Annotated in this window: 14 protein-coding genes and 1 tRNA gene; 8 read left to right on the top strand and 7 right to left on the bottom strand. The window is 50.3% G+C overall.

What is annotated here, in order from left to right; translation table 11 throughout:
- Nucleotides 1–47 precede the first annotated feature (47 nt).
- A complete protein-coding gene (locus ACN0YN_RS06880) occupies nt 48–2,120 on the top strand; it encodes a CehA/McbA family metallohydrolase (RefSeq protein WP_417384263.1) in 2,073 nt (690 codons plus the stop codon).
- Here the strand turns inward: ACN0YN_RS06880 and ACN0YN_RS06875 are convergent.
- Nucleotides 2,117–3,223, bottom strand: a complete 1,107-nt coding sequence (locus ACN0YN_RS06875) for a sialidase family protein (RefSeq protein WP_417384262.1) — start codon at nt 3,221–3,223, stop codon at nt 2,117–2,119. The genes ACN0YN_RS06880 and ACN0YN_RS06875 overlap by 4 nt on opposite strands.
- Before the next feature lie 269 nt (nt 3,224–3,492).
- Between ACN0YN_RS06875 and ACN0YN_RS06870 the strand changes: the two genes are divergently transcribed.
- Nucleotides 3,493–3,566, top strand: a tRNA-Ile gene (locus tag ACN0YN_RS06870).
- A gap of 147 nt (nt 3,567–3,713) precedes the next feature.
- Here the strand turns inward: ACN0YN_RS06870 and ACN0YN_RS06865 are convergent.
- Nucleotides 3,714–4,037: a hypothetical protein gene (locus ACN0YN_RS06865; protein WP_417384261.1), complete on the bottom strand. Its 324-nt coding sequence runs from the start codon at nt 4,035–4,037 to the stop codon at nt 3,714–3,716.
- A 420-nt stretch (nt 4,038–4,457) separates the two neighbouring features.
- Between ACN0YN_RS06865 and ACN0YN_RS06860 the strand changes: the two genes are divergently transcribed.
- Together ACN0YN_RS06860 and ACN0YN_RS06855 are read left to right on the top strand one after the other, a co-directional pair.
- Complete coding sequence (locus ACN0YN_RS06860) at nt 4,458–5,630, top strand: GNAT family N-acetyltransferase (protein ID WP_417384260.1); 1,173 nt, start codon at nt 4,458–4,460, stop codon at nt 5,628–5,630.
- A gap of 347 nt (nt 5,631–5,977) precedes the next feature.
- On the top strand, nt 5,978–7,150 hold the full coding sequence (locus ACN0YN_RS06855) for a GNAT family N-acetyltransferase (RefSeq protein WP_417384259.1): 1,173 nt from the start codon (nt 5,978–5,980) through the stop codon (nt 7,148–7,150).
- Between the two features lie 76 nt (nt 7,151–7,226).
- Here ACN0YN_RS06855 and msrA read toward each other — a convergent pair whose 3' ends face one another.
- The gene (gene msrA / locus ACN0YN_RS06850) at nt 7,227–7,946 is read right to left on the bottom strand and encodes a peptide-methionine (S)-S-oxide reductase MsrA (protein WP_417384258.1); all 720 of its coding nucleotides are present in this window, start codon (nt 7,944–7,946) and stop codon (nt 7,227–7,229) included.
- A gap of 308 nt (nt 7,947–8,254) precedes the next feature.
- On the opposite strand from msrA, the gene ACN0YN_RS06845 reads away from it, so the two are divergent.
- Nucleotides 8,255–9,286: a ferrochelatase gene (locus ACN0YN_RS06845; RefSeq protein ID WP_417384257.1), complete on the top strand. Its 1,032-nt coding sequence runs from the start codon at nt 8,255–8,257 to the stop codon at nt 9,284–9,286.
- Between the two features lie 250 nt (nt 9,287–9,536).
- On the top strand, nt 9,537–10,466 hold the full coding sequence (locus ACN0YN_RS06840) for a DUF1559 domain-containing protein (protein ID WP_417384256.1): 930 nt from the start codon (nt 9,537–9,539) through the stop codon (nt 10,464–10,466).
- A 192-nt stretch (nt 10,467–10,658) separates the two neighbouring features.
- On the opposite strand, the gene ACN0YN_RS06835 is transcribed toward ACN0YN_RS06840, so the two are convergent.
- From ACN0YN_RS06835 to ACN0YN_RS06820, 4 genes are all read right to left on the bottom strand, one after another.
- Nucleotides 10,659–10,895 carry a hypothetical protein gene (locus ACN0YN_RS06835; RefSeq protein ID WP_417384255.1) on the bottom strand — a complete coding sequence of 79 codons (237 nt, stop codon included), beginning with the start codon at nt 10,893–10,895 and terminating at the stop codon, nt 10,659–10,661.
- 97 nt (nt 10,896–10,992) lie between these two features.
- The gene (locus ACN0YN_RS06830) at nt 10,993–12,330 is read right to left on the bottom strand and encodes a DEAD/DEAH box helicase (RefSeq protein ID WP_417384254.1); all 1,338 of its coding nucleotides are present in this window, start codon (nt 12,328–12,330) and stop codon (nt 10,993–10,995) included.
- A gap of 664 nt (nt 12,331–12,994) precedes the next feature.
- Entirely contained in the window at nt 12,995–13,840 is an 846-nt protein-coding gene (locus ACN0YN_RS06825; RefSeq protein ID WP_417384253.1) for a sterol desaturase family protein, read from the bottom strand.
- Between the two features lie 87 nt (nt 13,841–13,927).
- On the bottom strand, nt 13,928–15,715 hold the full coding sequence (locus ACN0YN_RS06820; protein WP_417384252.1) for a flagellar basal body P-ring protein FlgI: 1,788 nt from the start codon (nt 15,713–15,715) through the stop codon (nt 13,928–13,930).
- Nucleotides 15,716–16,112: 397 nt separating this feature from the next.
- On the opposite strand from ACN0YN_RS06820, the gene ACN0YN_RS06815 reads away from it, so the two are divergent.
- Both ACN0YN_RS06815 and ACN0YN_RS06810 read left to right on the top strand, forming a co-directional pair.
- The gene (locus ACN0YN_RS06815) at nt 16,113–17,303 is read left to right on the top strand and encodes an ArnT family glycosyltransferase (protein ID WP_417384251.1); all 1,191 of its coding nucleotides are present in this window, start codon (nt 16,113–16,115) and stop codon (nt 17,301–17,303) included.
- A gap of 24 nt (nt 17,304–17,327) precedes the next feature.
- Nucleotides 17,328–20,639: a hypothetical protein gene (locus tag ACN0YN_RS06810; protein WP_417384250.1), complete on the top strand. Its 3,312-nt coding sequence runs from the start codon at nt 17,328–17,330 to the stop codon at nt 20,637–20,639.
- Nucleotides 20,640–20,649: the final 10 nt, after the last annotated feature.

Genomic DNA, 20,649 nt, shown 5'->3' with positions numbered 1-20,649 from the left:
AATCAGGTCTTGCCTCTTCATGTTAAATCAAATGAAAGTCGCTCGTCATGCCAGCATTCCCCTATTTGATCGTGCTGATTTTTCTGGCCTTCACAGAAGCGGTGTCGGCTGCAGATCCGTTGATCCTCACTGAGACACTGGTGCATCTGCGCCACTCGGGTGACCGTGAATGGACAACGTTTCCGGAACAGGCACAGGATAAAGAACTGTCTCTACGATTTAAGGCAGAATCGAATGCCGAAGAGGCAGTTTTGTTATTGCGTCAACAGGATGTCAAGCAGACCTGGAATGTCGAACTCAATGGGAAAGTTCTGGGAAAACTGGTTCGACATGAGCAGGATCAGCAGTTGCTGTTACCTGTTCCGCCGAACACGCTGAAAACAGGCATCAATGAATTACGGATCTACCAGTCAGGTAAGATCACTCCTGATGACATCCGCGTGGGAGAAATGGTACTCCTGCCTGAACCGGCTGCTGAGTTTCTGTCGGAAGCACAATTGTCGCTGACTGTGACAGACAAAGATTCAAAGCAGGGTATTCCCTGTCGTATCACCATTGTGAATGCGGAGGGGACACTGGTCGTCACCTCTGCTGAGTCCAATGAACGGCAGGCGGTGCGAACGGGAGTGATTTATACCCGCGACGGGAACACGCAGTTTCAATTGCCGGCGGGCGAATATACGGTGTACGCCGGTCGGGGGTTCGAGTACGGAATCGATCAGAGGCACGTGATCCTGAAAAAAGGGGATCAGCAGCAGCTCGAACTTAAGATCGGTCGGGAAGTGGATACATCGGGCTATGTGAGCTGTGATACACACATCCATACGTTGACTCATTCCGGGCACGGCGACTGTTCCGTGGAAGAACGCATGCTGACACTGGCGGGAGAGCAGATCGAATTTCCGATTGCCACCGATCATAACAAACAGATTAACTACGAACCGCTCGCACGAAAATTAAAGGTAAAGCCGTATTTCACGCCCGTGATCGGCAATGAAGTGACAACAAAATGGGGGCACTTCAATGTGTTTCCCGTGCGGGAAGAGGGGCCGGTCCCCGATTACAAACTTCCTGCCTGGGACGCGATTTTTGAGAGTATTCTAACCACGCCTGATGTGCAGGCAGTGATTTTGAATCATGCCCGAGATATTCATTCCAGCTACCGACCGTTTGATCCGAAAAATCATCTCAGCCTGACGGGAGAGAATCTCGATGGCTGGCGGTTACAGGCAAATGCGATGGAAATTATTAACTCGGGAGCAACGCAAACCGATGTGCTGCAGCTGTATCGTGACTGGTTCGGTGCACTGAATCGTGGTCAGTTTCTGGCACCCGTGGGGTGCAGTGATTCGCATGATGTCAGTCGCTATATCGTCGGTCAGGCCCGAACCTACATGCAGTCGGCTGATCAGGATCCGGGTAAGATTGATGTCAGGCAGACCATTCAAAACTTTGTCGATGGTAAAGTGCTGCTGTCGTATGGGCTGTTGACACAGATCAAAGTCAATTCACGATTTGGGCCAGGGGAACTCGTTCCTCCAGCAAAAGAATGGGAAGTGAAACTGACGGTTTCCGGACCTGCATGGGTGACCGCAGAGCAGATCCAGCTTTATGCGAACGGGCAGTTAATTCGCAGCGAGCCGATCAAGTCTTCAAAACAGGGAGGCATTAAGTGGCAGGAGACCTGGAAACTAAAACTGCCTGCACACGATTGTTTTCTGGTGGCAATCGCGACCGGTCCCGGCGTATCGGCGCCGTACTGGCAGTTCGCGAAACCTTACCAGCCCGATTCCCCGGAATTTGAATCACAGGTGGTGGGCTCAACAGGAGCAGTCTGGATTGATGCGGACGGCGATGGTAAGAAAACGGCTGCTGTTGAATATGCAGAACGTCTGGTGAAACAGCATGCGGAAGATTTGAATGCGCTGTTCACACAGCTGGAGGGATACGATCAGGCGGTCGTGATGCAGGTTGCCAGTCTGTTAAGAACGCGTGGCCTGGCGCCTTTTGATCCGAAACTGACAATAGCACTGCGCAATGCATCAAAGAGCGTGCAACTGGGATTTGCCCTCTACGGAGAAGCCTGGCGTGCCAGTCAGATCGCACGGAATACCAATTAAGGTTTAATTGACTGAAATGCAGCCAGTGGTGTGCGAATAAAGAATACGCCGGGGCCGCCGGACTGTTTAGGATCCAGATCAAAGAACAGGGTACCCAGGGTTTTGTCATCAATCTGCACAGTCCGAGGCCAGCCTCGCCCTTTAATCGGGCGGCCCGGGTTATAAATGATGACTGCGTGATCGTTGTCCCAGGTTTGACCCGCATCGTGGGAGAGTTTCAGTTCATACGCCCATTCATCATCACGGCCTACGCCATACAGGATCGATGTGAGCACAACGGGACCTTGTTTTAGAGTGGTCAAATCGTAACCGGCAACACCAAAGTAGGGGAATGACTGCAGAGGCTGCCAGGTTTGTCCCTGATCGTTTGAGCGCAGACCGTAAACCATGTTGCCTGGCTTTCCGGAGGGAACGGGCGCATGTTTTTGTGGCGCACCACTGATGAGCGTGCCCTGACTGGTGCGAATGAGGGGGACCATGCCATGATTGCGACCATCGCCGAAGGGCGTGATCGTATTTTTGCTGCGATCATAAATCACCGTGCGATCGTAAAAGGGGCAGACCCAGTGGTCCGCATCAATTTCCAGAATGGAGTGCCGCAGGCAGGTATAGTTGGTGTAGTCATCCAGTGGGATTTCTGTGACGGGAGACCAGGTCACGCCATGATCCTTCGACGTGCAGAATTGAGGCACGCGCCAGCGACGTGTGCCTTCCACCCGGTAGCAGGACCAGTGCAAAACAATTTCACCACTTTTGAGAGTGGTCAGTGAGCCGGGATAAATCGAACAATCTTTGATTGTGGGAATCGGCTGACGGACCGACCAGGTCAGGCCGCCATCAGTGGATCTCGCGAGCAGCAGTTCTTTTCCACCCCCGCCATTTTCATTATAGACTGCCAGTAAATCACCGTTTGAAGCACGACAGAGGGCAGGGTGAATGTGTCCGCCAACCACGGAACCAACACGAATGGGAGCACCTGACGCAGCGGGATCGCTTTCTGCTTTGATCGGACCAGGGACGACCCCTAAAATCAGACAGAGGCTGCAAAATGACAGCAGGCGAATTGAACCGCCGCAAAGGGGAGTGCGAGAGGGTGTGTTCATATCGGAAGCGGGCCTCAAAGAGAGACAGGGAAAATCCCGAAAATGGAATATCTTCACGATCCTGTTTACCCTGTCCCGTGTCTGACTTCAACAGCAGGTTAGAATTGACGGAAAGTTAATCAGGATTGACGCTTTCGAGTCGTGTTCCTTTGACAGGCTCCAGGAGGTCCAGTAAGCTATCAGCCTTGCACATCCATTAAAAAACAACTGCCACGAATCGCAGTCCCTCAGCGAGATCATCGTGGTAAATCTCAATGAGAAAACAATTTGGGGCCGTAGCTCAATCGGTTAGAGCAGCAAACTCATAATTTGTTGGTTACAGGTTCGAGTCCTGTCGGCCCTATTTTTACTCCTCATTGAATTGCTACTGATACATTTCTCCAATCATCTGCTTATTGAGTTTCTCCGATCAGCAGACTGGAGATGGCTTTGCCTGCTCAGTTATTCTTAATCTCTCAAGAGCAGATTATTCGGCACTCTTATTTCCGCTTCATTTGCTCTCGATCAGCTCTGACTCCATTACTTCATTTTTTTCTGGATCATAAGTCACAACATACTTGAGTGTGTCACAGTCAACAAAATAACGGATACCGGTTATGCTTTCGTAGTTGTCGTCTCGTTTGATGCCGCACTCCATGCAGTCCAGCTTTGCTTTGATCTGTTCCAGAGCCGCGGAGTCGACCTGTAAGTTTTCCGGGACGGGGAGACCTGCTTTCCCGAGGTCAATGGCAGTCTCTGTCTTTTCTGCTTCCTTTTCAGGTGCATTCTCTGCACAACCAGTAACCAGAATTGCGATAAGTATTAAATATTTCATTTCTGTCGGTGTCCTTTGCGATCTGTGAATCGAATCAAGTTCTGAAACGGAACGAGGAGTGCCGTTCTTGAATCTATCTTACTGCTTTGGAATTGTGCGCATCAACTCCCAGACCTTTTGCAGGCATTCTCCGACGATTCAAGGGGGCATTGAGGGCGGATTCCGTTCAAAGTCCGCTTGAGTCGATTCTACCGTTTTTCATGTCTGATGCGCGTGTCCCCATTCTCTCAGTGATGCAGTCCGCAGTTTCGATTCAATCCTGAAATCTGTTACAGGCCGACGTTAAGATTTCCCTCCTTTACTCAGATAAATTTGGAAATCAGTGAACGTAACCTAAGCTTCAGTGAAGTACAGAGAGACTGCGATATGACGTCCTGACTGCCAGATATGATTTCTAATTGAAAATAAGACAAGCCCGCCATGACTGATGTGATTGAACTGAATGAGATTGAAGCGTTAAATGATTTCCAGAGTGACTGGGCCAGGCTGCTGTCCGTCACGCCGGGAGGGACGTTTTTCCGTTCCCGGGAATGGCTGCAGGTCTACTGGAAACATTTTGAGGCTGATCAGAAATTGCGAGTGTTGATCGTGCGTGAGAATGGTGAAGTCACGGGCATCCTGCCTCTCTGCTGGAAAAAGATCAAATCGAAATTTGGTTCCTGTCGTATATTAACCTTTCCCTTTGATGACTGGGGGAGTTTCTATGGACCGGTCTCACCCGATCAGGAATCGACACTGCGCGCTGCGTTTCAATACCTGTTGAACTCCCGTCGTGACTGGGATCTGATTGATCTGCGGTGTATCGAGACAGATGGCTTTGATGGCGGGGCGACCGAGCGGGCATTCCAGGCAGAAAATATGGAGTTTGAAAAGTTCCTGTGGGAACAGGCCATGTATGTGGATCTGAGCCAGTCGTGGGAAGAGTATCTGAAAGCCCGACCTCGAAAAGCCCGACAGACTTATACACGGGCTGAGCGAAACCTGCAGGCGCAGGGGGAGATTGAACATCTGCGGTATCGCCCCCGTGGCGAAGCGTTTGGTGAAAGTGATCCTCGCTGGGACCTCTATCAGATGTGCGAACAGATTGCTGAAAAAAGCTGGCAGGGATCTTCCACAACCGGAAATACGATCACTCATGATAAAGTGTGTCAGTTTTTTCGAGATACGTATGAAAGCGCGGTACGCGCCGGTGCATTCGATTTGAACCTGATCTTTCTCTCCGGTCAGCCGGCAGCGTTCAGTTATAATTATATCCAGAACGGTCTGATCAACGGCTTGCGTATGGGCTATGATCCTGAAGTCTCTGATCAGGGACTGGGGCGACTGCTGATAGGACGCATCCTGCATGACAGCATGGACCGGGGGGATCTGCTTCTGGATGTGGGAACTGGGGCCGTGGATGCCAAGAAATACTGGTATACCTCGGTCGAAAACAGCTATCGCTACGTGTATTACTCGCCTGTATCTGCGATCGCAAATGTCTTACGTCTGAGTCATCAGGTGGCATCCTGGTTTCGCGACCGATTTGGCAGCAGTGATACCGGTCTGCTGCAGGATACACGGGGGCAGAAAGAGCCAGCGAAACAATCTTAAGGTTCTGAATGAACTCTGAATTCAGATTGTGCGAAAGGAACGACATCGCAACTTTGCACTCTGGCTCAAGCATTGAATGAAAGAATCTGTCAGTCTTCTCCGATCAAAGAGTTTTTTCGCTATAACCGGAATATCTCGACATCACCAGATAGATTTCGCTTGCAAACAATATCCTTGCAGAGAAACATCTCAAATCCCGGTGTACGCAAGCTAAGTTTCAGCAGCATATGAAATTCAGTCTGCGATCAGGATGGGAATCTCGATGACCGGATTCCGTTTTGCTGCAGCTGTCAAGTTTCATGTCGAGTCGATTTTGAACGGAACGGCGTAGCAGGAACATAAAACTGATGTCAGACGTGATTGAGTTGAACGAGATTGAAGCCCTTGCTGACTATCAGGCGGACTGGCAGCGGTTACTCAAAGTCACTCCGGGGGGATCTTTTTTCCGGTCGCTGGAATGGTTGCAGGTTTACTGGAAGCATTTTGCAGCAGATCAGAAATTGAGAGTGTTGATCGTAGTCGACAGGGGAGAGGTCACAGGAATTGTTCCTCTCTGCGTGCGTCGTATTAAATCAAAATATGGTCTGTGTCGGATTTTAACTTTCCCTTTCGATGACTGGGGCAGTTTTTATGGTCCGGTCTCCGCCAGTCAGAAAACGACGCTCTGTGCGGCTTTCAATTATATCCTGCATTCCCGGCGCGACTGGGACCTGATCGACCTGCGCTGTGTGGACAGTGCCGGATTCGATGGTGGGGAAACAGAACAGGCACTTCACTCAGAGAAAATTTCATTTGAAACGCTTCTGTGGTGCCAGACTGCCTACGTTGATCTGAAACAGGACTGGGATCAGTATCTACGCTCCCGTTCATCCAGAGCACGCAAGACGTACCTGTGTTCTGAAAAACGGGTTCAGCAGGAAGGAAAAGTGAAATATCTCAGATATCGGCCTGCTGGAGCAGAGAATGGCGAGGGGGATCCGCGCTGGGATTTATACGATCAGTGTGAAGAGATTGCCCGTCAGAGCTGGCAGGGGAGATCAACTACGGGAACGACGTTGTCGCATGCGAGCGTCGCACCGTTTTTCCGTGATGCACATGAACGGGCTGCCCAGGCAGGCACCGTCGATTTGAATATGTTATACGTGGCAGGTCGCCCGGCTGCGTTCAATTATAACTATGTCCATGAAGGACTCGTTTACTCGCTGCGGATGGGCTTTGATCCCCGTGTTTCCATCAAAGGTGCCGGTTGTGTACTGATGGGACGAATGATTCGCGACAGTATGCAGCGCGGCGATCGCATTCTGGATATCGGTCCCGGGTCACTTGCTGCGAAAAAGAACTGGTACACGTCTGTCGAAAACAGTTACCGCTACGTGCATTATTCTGCGACTTCCGTCACCGCCAAACTGATGCAACTCAGTCACCAGTTTGCTGACTGGTATCGCGACCGGTTTGCTAATGAGTCGACGGATCAGGGAACAGTCACCGATTATTCGAAATTCTCAGCAACCTGGCGTTAATGCTTCGGTAGCTCAAGCGAACGGCTGGATGAAAACTGTTTTACAGTAAAGAACTCTGCAATCGCGGAATCAAATCTCATTTATTATCAGGTTCTGCAGACTTCAGTTTGCCAGCAAATTTGCTGCGGAATTTTTCCAGCTTGGGACGGATGACATACTGACAGTACTGGTTTTCCGGATTGAGTTTGAAGTAGTCCTGGTGATAATTTTCAGCAGGATAGAATTTATCGAACTCAGTGATTTCCGTCACAATGGGGCTTTTGAACTGGCCTGATTCATCCAGCTGTTTTTTATAGGCGGTGGCTTCTTCTTTCTGCTTTTCATTGTGATAAAAAATCGCAGAACGGTACTGCGTTCCCACATCAGCTCCCTGGCGATTTAACGTGGTCGGATCGTGTGTTTCCCAGAAGGCTTTGAGGATGTCGGTGAAGGCGATCTGCTGTGGATCAAACGTGACCTGAATGACTTCAGCATGCCCTGTCGTACCGCTACAGACGGCTTTGTAGGTTGGGTTATCGAGTTTGCCGCCTGAGTATCCCGAAACCGCTGATTTGACCCCTTTCAGCTCACGAAAGACGGCTTCAGTACACCAGAAACAACCTGAGCCCAGCGTGACCACTTCCAGGACGTCATTTTCCTGTGCAACCGGAGTAACCTGTGATTGAGGCTGCTCGTCGGCAATAGCGACCGGGCGGTCTTCCATGGAAATGGATTTCTCACAACCGCTGATGATAGTGAAGAGTGCGGTGAACGATAAACCAATGAAAAGCAGAAGTGGTAATTGTGAAATCGTCATGACACTTTTATCCCTCATTGTGTATGCCAGCTAAAGTTCAGTGTTCGAAGAACGCCGAGGGTATTCTAGGCAATGGGCGACTTGAAGGACAGTGTGAAACCAGTTTTGAGAACGGGAGTTCATTTTCTGTGGCACATCAATGTAAATCGTGAGATCGGAAAATATTTTTTTGTTTGGAGTGGTATTTTTGCAGTCAAGGGCTACAAAATGATATGAAAGCTACACTCACTGGTTCGGATTAGTGTTCAGTTTTTCAAAATCGATGTAAACGGTCGCCTGGAGAACAGGGCAGGAAAGTAAAGTCGTTGATGAGTAATACGTATGATGCCATTATCGTCGTTTCGTTTGGGGGGCCGGAAGGTCCTGACGATGTGATTCCCTTCCTGGAAAATGTTTTGCGTGGCAAGAATGTGCCTCGCGAACGGATGCTGGAAGTTGCCGAGCATTATCAGCATTTCGGGGGAGTCAGTCCGATTAATGAACAGAATCGGGCTCTGATCCGGGCTCTGGAACAGGAACTGGCAGAGCATGGCCCGCAACTCCCCATCTATTGGGGAAACCGTAACTGGGATCCCCTGCTGGTTGACACTCTCTCCCAGATGAAAGCCGATGGGATCAAACGGGCATTGGCCTTTTTTACTTCGACATTCAGTTCTTATTCCGGCTGCCGACAGTATCGGGAAGACATTCAACGTGCCCGGGAGGAAGTAGGAGCAGGGGCACCCGACGTTGATAAACTACGTGTCTTCTTCAATCACCCGGGATTTATTGAAGCCACGGTTTCCCGAACGCAGGAAGCGCTGGACCAGATCCCGGAGGAGCGACGGGGACAGGCCACAATTCTCTACTCGGCGCATAGTATTCCCCTTGTGATGGCAGCCGGCTGCCGATATGAGGTTCAACTCCAGGAATCAGCCCGCCTGGTGAGTGAACGGCTGGGAACTCATCCCTGGCATCTGGTCTATCAGAGTCGCAGCGGTCCGCCTCATCAGCCCTGGCTGGAACCGGATATCTGTGATTTTATCAGAGAACTGGGAGCGAAAGGAGAGGTCAAAGATCTTGTGATTGTTCCGATTGGCTTTGTTTCCGATCACATGGAAGTATTGTTTGATCTTGATACCGAAGCAAAGGATGTGAGTCAGGAACTGGGAATCAACATGGTGCGCGCGAAGACAGTAGGCGTGCATCCCCGGTTTATCACGATGATCAGAGAGCTGATCGAAGAGCGGATCAGTGGTACGGAAGAGCGTCCCGCGCTGGGAAATATGGGGGCAAGCCACGACGTCTGCCCGGTTGACTGTTGTTTACGTGCGACGGAAGCATCTCGCTCAAAAACATGATTCAAACTCTGCATTTCAGTCAATTATGACGACGGAATGTGTACAAAAGAATTATGAAACATCCTGATTCCGCGAATGTTGCATATTGTCAGAGGGCCAGATCTGCTCGATACTTAGGATAAGTAAGTAATCAGAAGTGCCTACCCCTGCCATTGTTTTCCTGAAACATCCTGCCTGGCAGAGTTACCTGCTCTGACTAATTCCCTCCTGCAGTTTCTCAATTATTTCTTATCAAGTAAGAGGAGTTCTAATGTTCGCATCTCACAAGCGAGGTTTTACGCTCATTGAGTTGTTAGTTGTAATTGCCATTATCGCAATCCTGATTGCTCTACTTTTGCCCGCAGTGCAACAGGCTCGAGAAGCCGCACGACGTTCCACCTGTAAAAATAATCTGAAGCAGATCGGCATCGCGCTGCATAACTATCATGATACCCACGCAACATTGCCTTACGGTCATATGGAAGTTCAGCCCGGGAATTACAATTCTTCTTCACCTTATGGGACACATCTCTGGCGTGATACCTGGGCTCATCAGATTTTACCTTTTGTCGATCAGGCACCCTTATACAATAAATATTCGGCCAATTCAGCGACACATGTGCATCTGGTAACTGATCCAACCATTTATAAAGCAGTTGTTCCCGTTTATCTCTGCCCTTCCGATCCTTCGACACCCGGAAATGCAGATTCTGCAGGCCGCTCACAGGGCAGTTATATCGGATCCGCTGGCAACGTCGCGGTTACAACTGGTGCAAACCTGAACGGTATCTTTTCTGAGAACTCTAAAACCAAAATTCGAGATCTGAAGGATGGTTCATCCAACACAATCATGGTTTCGGAAATCATCATCCGTGGTAATGCCGCTACAACGACTTATTGGGGGTGTCCCGGTTGTTATGGAATCGGCGGCGCTCATGGCGAGATGACTTTCTCAACGCGGGAAGTTCCAAATACCCCCGTACCCGATCAGAACTATGCCTGTAAATCAACGACATGGCCTAATGCTCCCTGTGTGGTGAATACCGGTACGAAATATAATTATGCCCGCAGTTATCACGTGGGAGGCGTGCATGCATTACTGGCTGACGGAGCAGTCCGTTTTATTTCATCCAACATTGATCGTCCAACCTTCCAGCATCTGGGTGATAAACAGGATGGTCAGGTACTGGGTGAATTCTAGTACGCATCATATTTAACCATAGCGTCTGTCAATCTAATATACTCGGTCCCAATGGACCTGGAGACGCTACAGTAAAACTGGACACAGTCTAATTCACTCTAACGACGTCACTCCATGCGAGTGCATCTGAAGACAAACAGAAAAGACCGTAAGTCAAACTGATTTACGGTCTTTTCTTTTATTGATTCCAGCTTACGGGGACGATTCGTCCTCTGGTTCGTTATGGATGCCTGGTTCCCGATCCTGCTGATAGGGGGGACGAACTTCGATTCCCTGTTTAATATTGTTGCGACGGACTCGCTTAGCCTCGGCTTTTGCTTTCTTATCTGCTTCGCGCTGACGTTTGGCAAAAGTATTCTGGTTTTTAGCGATAATATCTCTCCTGAAAAAGATCAAGGTTTTAGGCTGTGACCAGGTTGACTGTAGCATCTCCCGGCGGATTAACCCGACTGAAATAGAATGAAAGGTTCTGATTCAACAGCCACAGTCATGTGATTGAATGCGGCTGTTGAAAATCGTTTTCAAACTAACTGGTTTGTTGAGAGCGTGCTTTGATGTGTCGCCACTTCGGCTTTTTCGAACCAGACTTCGCTCGATTGGCTTCAGTAGCCGCTTCCGCCGCACGACGGTTTCTGCGCCGCGGAGGCCGCGCACCATTGGCCGCCTGGCTTCTGACACTGGCCGCCTGTCTGCCTCTACTCGGTTCCGGTTCGGGCTTGTCTGCTTTGAGACCTGCCTGTGAATGCTCTTTAGAGACAGGGACTTTCTGGCCAATCAGCTTTTCAATCGAGCGTAATTCCTTGCGTTCACTCTGGCTGCAGAATGAAATGGCAATGCCTTCCGCTCCGGCACGTCCTGTACGACCAATGCGGTGCACGTAGGCTTCGGGTTCAACGGGGAGGTCGAAGTTAATGACATGCGTGATGCCATCAATGTCAATACCCCGTGCTGCGACATCAGTGGCAACCAGCACCTGAACCTGTTTGCGTCGGAATGCTTCCAGTGCCTGCTGACGTGCTCCCTGTGACTTATTACCGTGAATCGCGGTGGCTTTGAATCCACTGCGTACCAGGCGTTGTGAGAGTGTGTTGGCGGTGCGTTTTGTTTTTGTGAAAACCAGTGCCCGTTCGACTTCATCCCCGCCCAGGATTTTCTGCAGGAGAGGCTGTTTCAGGTTGCGTTCCACATACATGAGCTGCTGCTGAATTTTTTTGACGCTGGTTGTTTTGGGAGTCACATTCACTGTGACGGGTCTGGTTAACAGACTTTGTGCGAGTTCTGTGATCTTTGGTGCCAGTGTGGCTGAAAAGAATAATGACTGTCGCTGCGTCGGTAACTGGCTGATGATCCGCTTGAGGTCGGGGAGAAATCCCATGTCGAGCATGCGGTCTGCTTCATCAAGTACAAAGACTTCCAGGTGATTCAGCTTAATGTGTCCCTGGTTCATCAGGTCGAGCAGACGTCCTGGAGTCGCGACCAGAATATGAGCTCCCCGTTTTAAGGCTTTCACTTGATTGCCTTGACCGACACCGCCGTAAATCAGAACCTGTCGCAGTTTGAGATGTCTGCCATACGCGTCGAAGCTGTCACCAATCTGAATGGCGAGTTCGCGTGTCGGCGCCAGCACCAGGGCCAGCGGGTGGTGTGGTATTGATTTTCGACTGTTTTTCCCCAGTTGATGTAAAATCGGTAAAGCCAGAGCGGCCGTTTTACCGGTCCCGGTCTGGGCACAACCCAGAACATCCCTTCCCTCCAATGCGGCGGGAATGGTCTGTGCCTGGATGGGGGTGGGGATTTTGTAGTTTTCTTCGACCAGCGCTTTTTGGACTGGTGCGATTAATTTGAGTTCTTGAAACGTATTCAATGTTTTGCCTTAATGTTTTTACGGGTCCTGTCTGCCGAACTCCGGCTTGATCATGCAGGATCAATTCTGTGAATCGACACAGAGGACAAGACTGATATTGTTTGTAATTCGATTCGTTTTCAGAGACAGAGCGGAGGGCGCTGATTCACTTTCGGGTGAGTTTCATCGGTTCCGTCTGGTTGCAACAGTACACTGGAAAGTGCACGAGATCAGGAGAATCGTTCACCTGACGCTTCAGGATTTCACTTGGGTAAAGCAGGTGGGACCAGCTTGACCAAAAGCAAACGTCGCTTCTGTGGGAACTCTGGATAAACAAGAAAATCACAGAATTCAATGCGTCCACAACGACGCGGATGCTTCAGTCAGCGGTCAACACAACCGTTGGCAGTGAGCAGGGATGTGCAGCAAACCAGCTGCACAAGTAGAAAGGGCCACATGAGGATCCAGCTCTGCAAAACACCCTTTCAGGTCGGAAAACGTATTCATTCCAGAGATAACGTTACTCGCTTGTTCCAACCAGATCGTCCTGAAATTGATATAAAATACTCAGGCACTCAGCAAAGTATACCCCGGTGAAGCAGCTTTGCCAAGACATATAATTCAGATTCCCCCTTCAAGTAGCGGCAACAGCATCGTTTTCGTCTGCAAAAGCAGTCCGGACAGGTTATTCGGGAGGTCTTTTCCGGTACTGCGGGTTCGGTCGAGGAGCCGGGGCACAAAACGGAGTTTTCCACATGCCCAGCACTGTCTGTCTGCCAGGATCATCAAATTCAGGCAGCCCGAAATCAATGGTTTCCAGGTGAGATCGCATCTGATACGTCCGTGCCAGGCGATCCCAGCAGGAAAAGACCGTTGAATAATTGGAATTAAATTCCTGATGCAGGCGTGAATGGTGGATTTTATGCATGTCAGGAGTGACAAACAGCCAGCGCAATACGTGATCTGCTTTGCCGATTGAGATATTGGCGTGATGAAACTGTGTGGATAGAAAAACCAGCATCCCGTACAGGATGAGCTGCCAGCTCTGTAAACCGAGTAGCGGGATAAGCAGCAGTCGAAACAGGGTGGAGAAGGTCAGTTCCCCCCAATGGAATCGTGTGGCAGTGGAGACATCCATGTGGGGATCGCTGTGATGCATCCTGTGAAATCTCCAGAAGAAGGGGACGCGATGATTCAGCCAGTGCCAGCAGTACATCCACGCATCCAGGATGATCACAGCCAGAATTGTTTTCCCGGTGACTCCCAGTGGTAGTTGATGCAGCAGTCCCCAGTTGTGTTCCCGGGACCATTGAGACATGAATTCCACAGCCGTACCGAACAACAGTCCGAGGAACAGAACATTCAGAACTGCCAGCAGCAGATTATGAAAAGCATGCCGGTAGCGGATCTGTCTGTCATACGGTTTAAAGGCCGCCCAGCTTTCCCAACTCCAGAACAGTCCCAGCAGAATCACGGGAACGAGTCGCTGTGCGAGGTAAAGCAGTTGCAAACCTGTCAGTTCGGAAAACATGGAAGGATCAGCTCAATGAGTAACGGGACTACAATGACTCAGGCAGTCCCATAGTTTCCCAGATACTCCAGGCAACAACAAGGGGGCTTACTGCCTGAGCAGTGGGGCATTGATTTTACCCTGTTGTTGAAGTTGCAGCAGGAGTTGAATTTGAGTCTGTTGGGGAATCTGCAGGTGCTGCAACAGGGCAACTAAATCTGCACCGTTTGGAGCAGCGTTTTGGGTTGAAGCTCCAATTTCCAGGACCAGATCCTGCTGGTTCACGAATGCAGGTTGCAACAGAACATTGCCTCTGGTTTCAAGTTTGCCAGTCCTGCTTTCGATGATGACTTGTGGTTGTTGTGCTGAAGGAGCGGATGTCTGCAAAGGGAGGGAGAGTGCAAGTAATTGTGTCGCGAGGTGATGTGCCTGCAGCGGGTCATTATGCGGAAGTGAGATCATGATCAGGCTGGATGACTGGAGCATGGCTTTGGAATTCAGATGTTTTTCCGCCTGGAGAAACTGATTGATCTGGCGCGTGATGAGTGTGCTGATTTGTGGTGCATGTGCATCCGCATTCAGAAAGAATTTGAGATGGGGGATCCCCTGACCAGAAACCAGGCGGGGATTGACATCGGTCAGGAGTTGCGCGCCTCTGGCAATCATGGCCTGGGATTTCTGTTTGCTCTGATCGGTCTGAATGGAGCCCATTGCCATCGCGTCCGCTTTTGAGTTTTGGGAACCGGAAATATTCAGCGTTGTTGGCAGCAGGTATCCGCCGGTCAGATCGACGTTCGGGCTGGCAGCGGTAATGAAACATTCCAACTGTTTTCCACGGGCCACTCCCTGGTTGGGGATGTAGACAACGATTGAAACATTGGCCAGATTCCCAGTCTGAATGGGTGTTTTAATATTTCGCTGATCAATGTTCATGGCCTGCATGGAAGACTTGAGTGCCCGGATTGCTTCTGCGGAGATATTTCGGTCACCTGTCCCATTCAAGCCGATCACCAGGCCCGCACCTGTCAGCTTTACGATTTCCGCCGGCTGGAATTCCCCGAGTTCAGACAGTTTGACTGCCGTCACTGACTGACTGCTGGTGGCTTGAGAAAGTTGTGGGGGCAGATCGAGGGCAACCAGATTCTGGCTTAAAACAGTGGCAGGCATCAGTGTATTGGAATTGGCGGGGACGACTTTAATCTTCTGATGCAGTCGACCATTTTGCAGGGCAGTTCCAGGTAACTTAACCGTGATTCCACGATAGGAAGCCACAATTTGAGTTGGCTGTTGCTGTTCTACCAGGAATGGATCTCGTAAGGCTGGATTTTGACTGCGTGCGTATCCCGCTGAAATAGTCTGTCTTGTCGTGCCGCCGGAATGCGAAATCTGCTGTACCATCTGACGCCCGTTGGCTGGCTGTTCCTGCTGAATTCCGGCGGCGATTGTCACTTGACGTACCAGATCTGCATCCAGGCGAATGAGTTCTTCCAGTAATGTCGTGCGTTGTTCTCTGGTGGTTTGAGCGACTAAGAGAAGATTCAGTTCGGGGACTGCCCCTGTCTGATTTGAGCTCGCGGTTAACAGTCGCGCTTTTGACTTTCCTGAAATCTGTCCCGGCGCTTTGGGTGCTGTCAATTTGCCAGATGTCTGGCTGATGGCAGCATCAGAGTCTGCTTCTGTTTTTTCTGAGCTCTCAGACGCTCCCGCCGGGAAGTCCAGGTTTAAATCGGGAAACTCGCCAGGTTCTGATAATGATAATTCCAGCTCAGATTCAATCGCGACCTGTTCTGAGTTGTTTCTGGCACCCAGAAAGCCATCGATCGTACGGGAAAGAAAAAACATGGCGACTGCGAACAGGGCAATACCAGAGAGAATGGAAAATTTGAAATAGCGCATAGTTTCCCTCAGCCTAAAAAGGGGGCTTCGTGAAAAGAGTGAGATGAGTTTGGAGGTGATGCGTCTTGAGAGATGAGGAGCGGAAGACTAACCCATCATCGATTTTGTGTCAAGATGGGTGGATTGGATGAGACAACTTCCGATTTATCGATTCCTGTTATTACGTAGTTTGTTCAGTAGCGATGTTGACTATTTGGGAAATACCGACCTCAAATCGGAGATGATTTATACCTGCGAATCAGGGGCAGCTATATTGGAATTGACCCTGATAGTCGAGTAGTCGTACTATTCCCACATTTCAAAAGTGGCAGGGAAAAATATGCCGCAGACTAAACGGCTTAAGTATTTATTATTGTTGGTTTTATTGATATCTGCACTTCTCAGGTGCGGCGTGGCGGTGTACGTGCAGCGCCAACTGGAGCGCCAGCCTGGACGAACCTATGTGATTGAAGGAGATGCGGAGGGTTACTGGAAGCTGGCTCAGACGATCAAACAGGGGGAACCCTATTCAATTTACACGCCACCAAGACGTGTACTGCGAATGCCCGGTTTTCCGCTGGTTCTGGCGGGAGCAATGTCAGTGGTCGGTGAATCGCATGCGCGGGTGCGACTGGTGCTGGCTTTGCTGGGAGTGGTGACCTGTTTTGTCGTTTATTTACTGGGAACGGAACTGGTGAATGAAACGGTGGGAGTGCTGGCAGCAGGGCTGACAGCGGTCTCTCCGGTGATGGCGGGCTTCAGTGTATTGATTTTAAGTGAGACCGTATTTGCACTCGCGATGCTGATTTCATTATGGGTGCTTGTCAAATTATCAAAAATCAAATGGGAGCAAACAGATCGGAACCGGGGAATGGTCTGGTCACTGCTGGCAGGAGTATCGCTGGCTCTGGCTTATTACGTGAGGCCCAGCTGGCTGCTGGTCGTTCCCCTGGTTATTGCGATTTATATTTTCAGCGCGAAGGGGCATCGCAAGGCAGCGGTGCAGAGAGCACTGGTACTGCTGACAGGATTTACTTTGATGCTGTTGCCCTGGGTTGTAAGAAACTATCAGGTAACAGGACATATTATTCCGACCACGCTCTGGGCGGGGCCGAGCCTGTACGATGGTTTGAATCCACGGGCAACCGGTGACAGTGATATGACTTTTTTTGATCAGGAACATGTGTTGGATTCCATGAGCGAATACGAAATGAATCAACACTACACACAACGGGCTGTCGCATATGCGAAGCAGCATCCAGGGCATGTATTGCAGTTAATGGTTGCGAAGCTGCTGCGATACTGGAAGCCGTGGCCCAATGCGGCCCAGTTTCAGTCGTGGTGGATGATGCTGGCGGTTTCGGTAGTGTTTGTTCCCGTGATGCTGTTTGCCGTATATGGTGCCTGGGTTTCCCGTGATCAATGTCTGTTGTTGCTGATAACGGCAGGACCGATCCTCTATTTTTCACTGATTCATCTGGTGTTTGTCAGTTCGCTGCGGTATCGACTTCCGGCGGAATACAGTTTGTACATTCTGTCAGCCGTTGGTCTCTGCCAGTTGTATGTTTCCCGGTTACAAAAGAAAGAAATCCATCCGAGATCTGAGTGAGAGCTCAATCGGTTAAGTAAAACTATGGTTGTTCGTAAAACTTTTCAATGGTGTCTATTAATCCTGATTTCGCTGGTCCTTACCGGCGGAGGCTACGGGTATTATTGGTGGATGCACAGTGATGAAATGTTGAAAGCGGCCATCCTGGATAAGATTACAAACCATGTTCCAGGACTGATGCTCGACATGGATCGGGCCCAGTTTGATTTTCGGCGTCGTGTGCGGATTGAAGGCTGCCGGGTGAACGTGGTGAATCATCCTGATACGATCATTGACTTACCCGAGGTCGTTGTGACCTTGAACCAGGAAAAGATCGCGCGGCACCAGATCATCGATGTCCAGAAAGTCGTGCTGAATCGTCCTCAACTCGTGCTGGTCCGTATGGCAGACGGGACCTGGAACTGGGAAGGACTGCCTGAGCCGGTCAAAAGTGATAATCCGTTGCCTGAGCTGGTGATTGAGCGGGGCAGTCTGTCTTTGAGATTTGAACGGGGAGCCCAGGGGATTCCCACGGCAATGACGTTTCAGAATCTGGATCTACGCCTGATCCCTTCCGGAACCAGCCGCTATGAAATCGAAGGACACACATCGATTCCCCAGGCCGGCAAACTGGAGATCTCGGGGTATTGGGATATCAATTCCAAACTGGGGTCGATCACAGGCTCATGGAGTCAACTGGAGTTCGGACCGAATCTGGTGCGAATGGCAACGGGAATTTCCCCGGAACTGATAGCGCAGTTAAAAACAGCCTTGCCGTCTCTACAATTGAATCCCGATCCTGTGACCGGGATGTATGATCTGGGAGTGAGTGCCCAGATGGATATTCAATTCAGTCTCGCGCGCAGCAGTCAGAACGAGTCACCCCAGTTTCAGGTGCTGACACATTTACGTGAAGGTAAACTGAAGCATCCCATATTACCTTTTCCCCTGCGTAACATTGCCGGAAAAGTTCTGGTGAATAATCAGAAACTGGAAATTCAGAATTTACAGGCCTTCAATGGAGAAACCAGTTTTGAACTGGAAGGCACGCATCGCTTTTCTGAGTATGCGGTCGTGCACGGACCTCTTAAATATAGGAGTGCTTTTTCCTTTCACGCGCGAAAACTGCCCGTCGATGAACGTCTGCGGAGCCGGTTGTCCGGCGGCCTGGCCCGCACTTTCGATACGTTGCGCCCCAGCGGCAATGTTGATCTGGAAGTCGATTTAAATCATCCCGGCACCGGCAAGTGGCAGATTCAGAACCTTAACGTTTCGACCTATGATGCTGAAGTGATTCCGGTACATTTCCCTTATCGTGTTTCGCATATTAAAGGTCAGATGAAACAAACGGAGGGAGATAAACTGGAACTGGAATTTGACGGGACAGCCGGTCAGAGACGCGTCGTAGCAAAAGGCCACGTCAGGCATCCGGGACCTGCTTCAGAGATCGAGGTCTGGGTCCAGGTCAAACAGGTGACGATTGATGCGGCACTGCGGGCTGCCTCTCCGGAAGCTGTCAGAAATGTACTGGATCAGATTGATCTGCAGGGGACTGCCGATGCCACTCTCAGGCTCACACGGGAACCATTGTTAAATCAGCCGATTCATTTGAACTTCCTGGCAGAAATGAATCATGGATCATTACAGTTTCAGGATTTTCCCTATCGAATCAGTGATCTCAAAGGGCGTGTCTCGTATTTCAGTAAAACGGGAGTGACCCGGTTTGAACAACTGAAAGGCATGCATGGGAGCGCAATTCTGACAGCTGATGGTTCTTATGCCCGTTTTGCCAATGATGGAAAACTGGATTTGAAAGTCTCAGCTGAAAATGCGTCCTGCGATTCCAGTCTCAAACTGGCATTACCTGATTCGTTGCAGGAACTCTGGAAAGAATTCTCTCCTACCGGAAAGCTCGGCCTGGATACGCATATCGTCTGGGAGCGTGGCAAGCCGGTGCAGGTCAGTATTCCTCGCGTAGACTGGTATGATGGCAGCATGAGCCTGAAAGGCTTTCCTTACCCTCTGGATAATCTGGAAGCGCATGGGAGTTATCGGGTCAACCCGGAAACCGGGGTCAACGAAGTTCGCATGTCAGGGATCGCCGGGAATCATGATGAGACAAAAATCCGCATTGCGCAGGCATTCGCCGGAGTCACTGCGCGGGGAGACTGGTGGGTTCAACTGGACAATATGACCATTGATGATCTCTCCACGGATCGCGCCTTTCAGAAAGCACTGCCAGAAGCGATGGCGTCGGCGTTGAATACGCTCAATATCCAGCGGCCGATTTCTGCGAACGGCAAGATCGAATTTCGAGGCTCGCAACAGCCGGGAACAGCCATCACCGCCTACTGGGACATGAATTCGTATCTCGCTGAGAATACGCTGACGACCGGCGTGGATATTACTAAAGTTTACGGTAAGGTTCATTCAGAAGGGACCTGGGATGGAAGTCATCTCCATTTGAAGGGAAATCTGGATTTAGATTCGGCGGTGATTCTGGATTACCATCTGACTGAAATCAAAGGACCATTTGAAATTCATGATCAAAAATTAACCGTCGGTTCAAGGCAGATCCAGCGTGAACAGTTCCAGTCGGTCAGTCTGCCTCAGCTGAATTCCATGCAGCCGATTACCGCCAAGGCCATCCGCGGTGTGCTGACCTGTATGGGGGATATTGAACTGACGGCGATCCCTACTTACAATATGCAGATCGAATTGAACCGCGGGTTGCTGGAAGAGTATGCAGCACGGTATATGCCCGGGCAGTCCCAGTTGCGTGGAGTCATGAATGGCTGGATTCAGCTCTGGGGACGTGGTTCGAGTAAGTCCGATCTGAAAGGACAGGGGCAGTTACAGATCAGTCCTGCTGCCATTTATGAATTACCACCCATTGCCCAGATTTTCAAAGTTGTACGTCTGGCACAGCCCGATAAAACCGCCTTTGATTCTGCTTTCTGCGATTTTACGGTTTCCAACGAAACCTTTCATCTGAAGTATATCGAGCTCAAAGGCAACGCCATCAGTCTGTATGGACAGGCGGGAGAAGCGCATTTTGACGGCCGGTTAAAAGTCGATCTGTTTTCTCAGCTCACCCGTCGCCAGTTGCCTCTGCCGGCGATCACCCAGTTGATCGGACACGCCACCAGTGGCTGGATCCGGGTTGAGTTGCGGGGAACGACTTCCAGTCCGATCGTGGATATCAAATCGAATCCGCTCCTGGACGGTTCTCTGAAGACATTTCTCAATAATGTGATGCGGGGCAGACCGGCTGGTAATGCCACCGGTCGCTGGCCTCAACCTGCACAAACCAGTAACCAAACACAGAAACCGATTCCACTGCTATTTGCTCAGTAGAGAAGTTCCT

This window comes from Gimesia sp. (assembly GCF_048260065.1).
In the GTDB taxonomy this organism is placed as follows: domain Bacteria; phylum Planctomycetota; class Planctomycetia; order Planctomycetales; family Planctomycetaceae; genus Gimesia.
This window is presented reverse-complemented; position numbering and strand designations above follow the sequence as displayed.

What these genes read in the sequence shown, in the direction of transcription:
- ACN0YN_RS06880 (WP_417384263.1), top strand. Translation starts at nt 48, where the DNA reads ATGCCAGCATTCCCCTATTTGATCGTGCTGATTTTTCTGGCCTTCACA.
- ACN0YN_RS06875 (WP_417384262.1), bottom strand. Translation starts at nt 3,223, where the DNA reads ATGAACACACCCTCTCGCACTCCCCTTTGCGGCGGTTCAATTCGCCTG.
- ACN0YN_RS06865 (WP_417384261.1), bottom strand. Translation starts at nt 4,037, where the DNA reads ATGAAATATTTAATACTTATCGCAATTCTGGTTACTGGTTGTGCAGAG.
- ACN0YN_RS06860 (WP_417384260.1), top strand. Translation starts at nt 4,458, where the DNA reads ATGACTGATGTGATTGAACTGAATGAGATTGAAGCGTTAAATGATTTC.
- ACN0YN_RS06855 (WP_417384259.1), top strand. Translation starts at nt 5,978, where the DNA reads ATGTCAGACGTGATTGAGTTGAACGAGATTGAAGCCCTTGCTGACTAT.
- msrA (WP_417384258.1), bottom strand. Translation starts at nt 7,946, where the DNA reads ATGACGATTTCACAATTACCACTTCTGCTTTTCATTGGTTTATCGTTC.
- ACN0YN_RS06845 (WP_417384257.1), top strand. Translation starts at nt 8,255, where the DNA reads ATGAGTAATACGTATGATGCCATTATCGTCGTTTCGTTTGGGGGGCCG.
- ACN0YN_RS06840 (WP_417384256.1), top strand. Translation starts at nt 9,537, where the DNA reads ATGTTCGCATCTCACAAGCGAGGTTTTACGCTCATTGAGTTGTTAGTT.
- ACN0YN_RS06835 (WP_417384255.1), bottom strand. Translation starts at nt 10,895, where the DNA reads ATGCTACAGTCAACCTGGTCACAGCCTAAAACCTTGATCTTTTTCAGG.
- ACN0YN_RS06825 (WP_417384253.1), bottom strand. Translation starts at nt 13,840, where the DNA reads ATGTTTTCCGAACTGACAGGTTTGCAACTGCTTTACCTCGCACAGCGA.
- ACN0YN_RS06820 (WP_417384252.1), bottom strand. Translation starts at nt 15,715, where the DNA reads ATGCGCTATTTCAAATTTTCCATTCTCTCTGGTATTGCCCTGTTCGCA.
- ACN0YN_RS06810 (WP_417384250.1), top strand. Translation starts at nt 17,328, where the DNA reads ATGGTTGTTCGTAAAACTTTTCAATGGTGTCTATTAATCCTGATTTCG.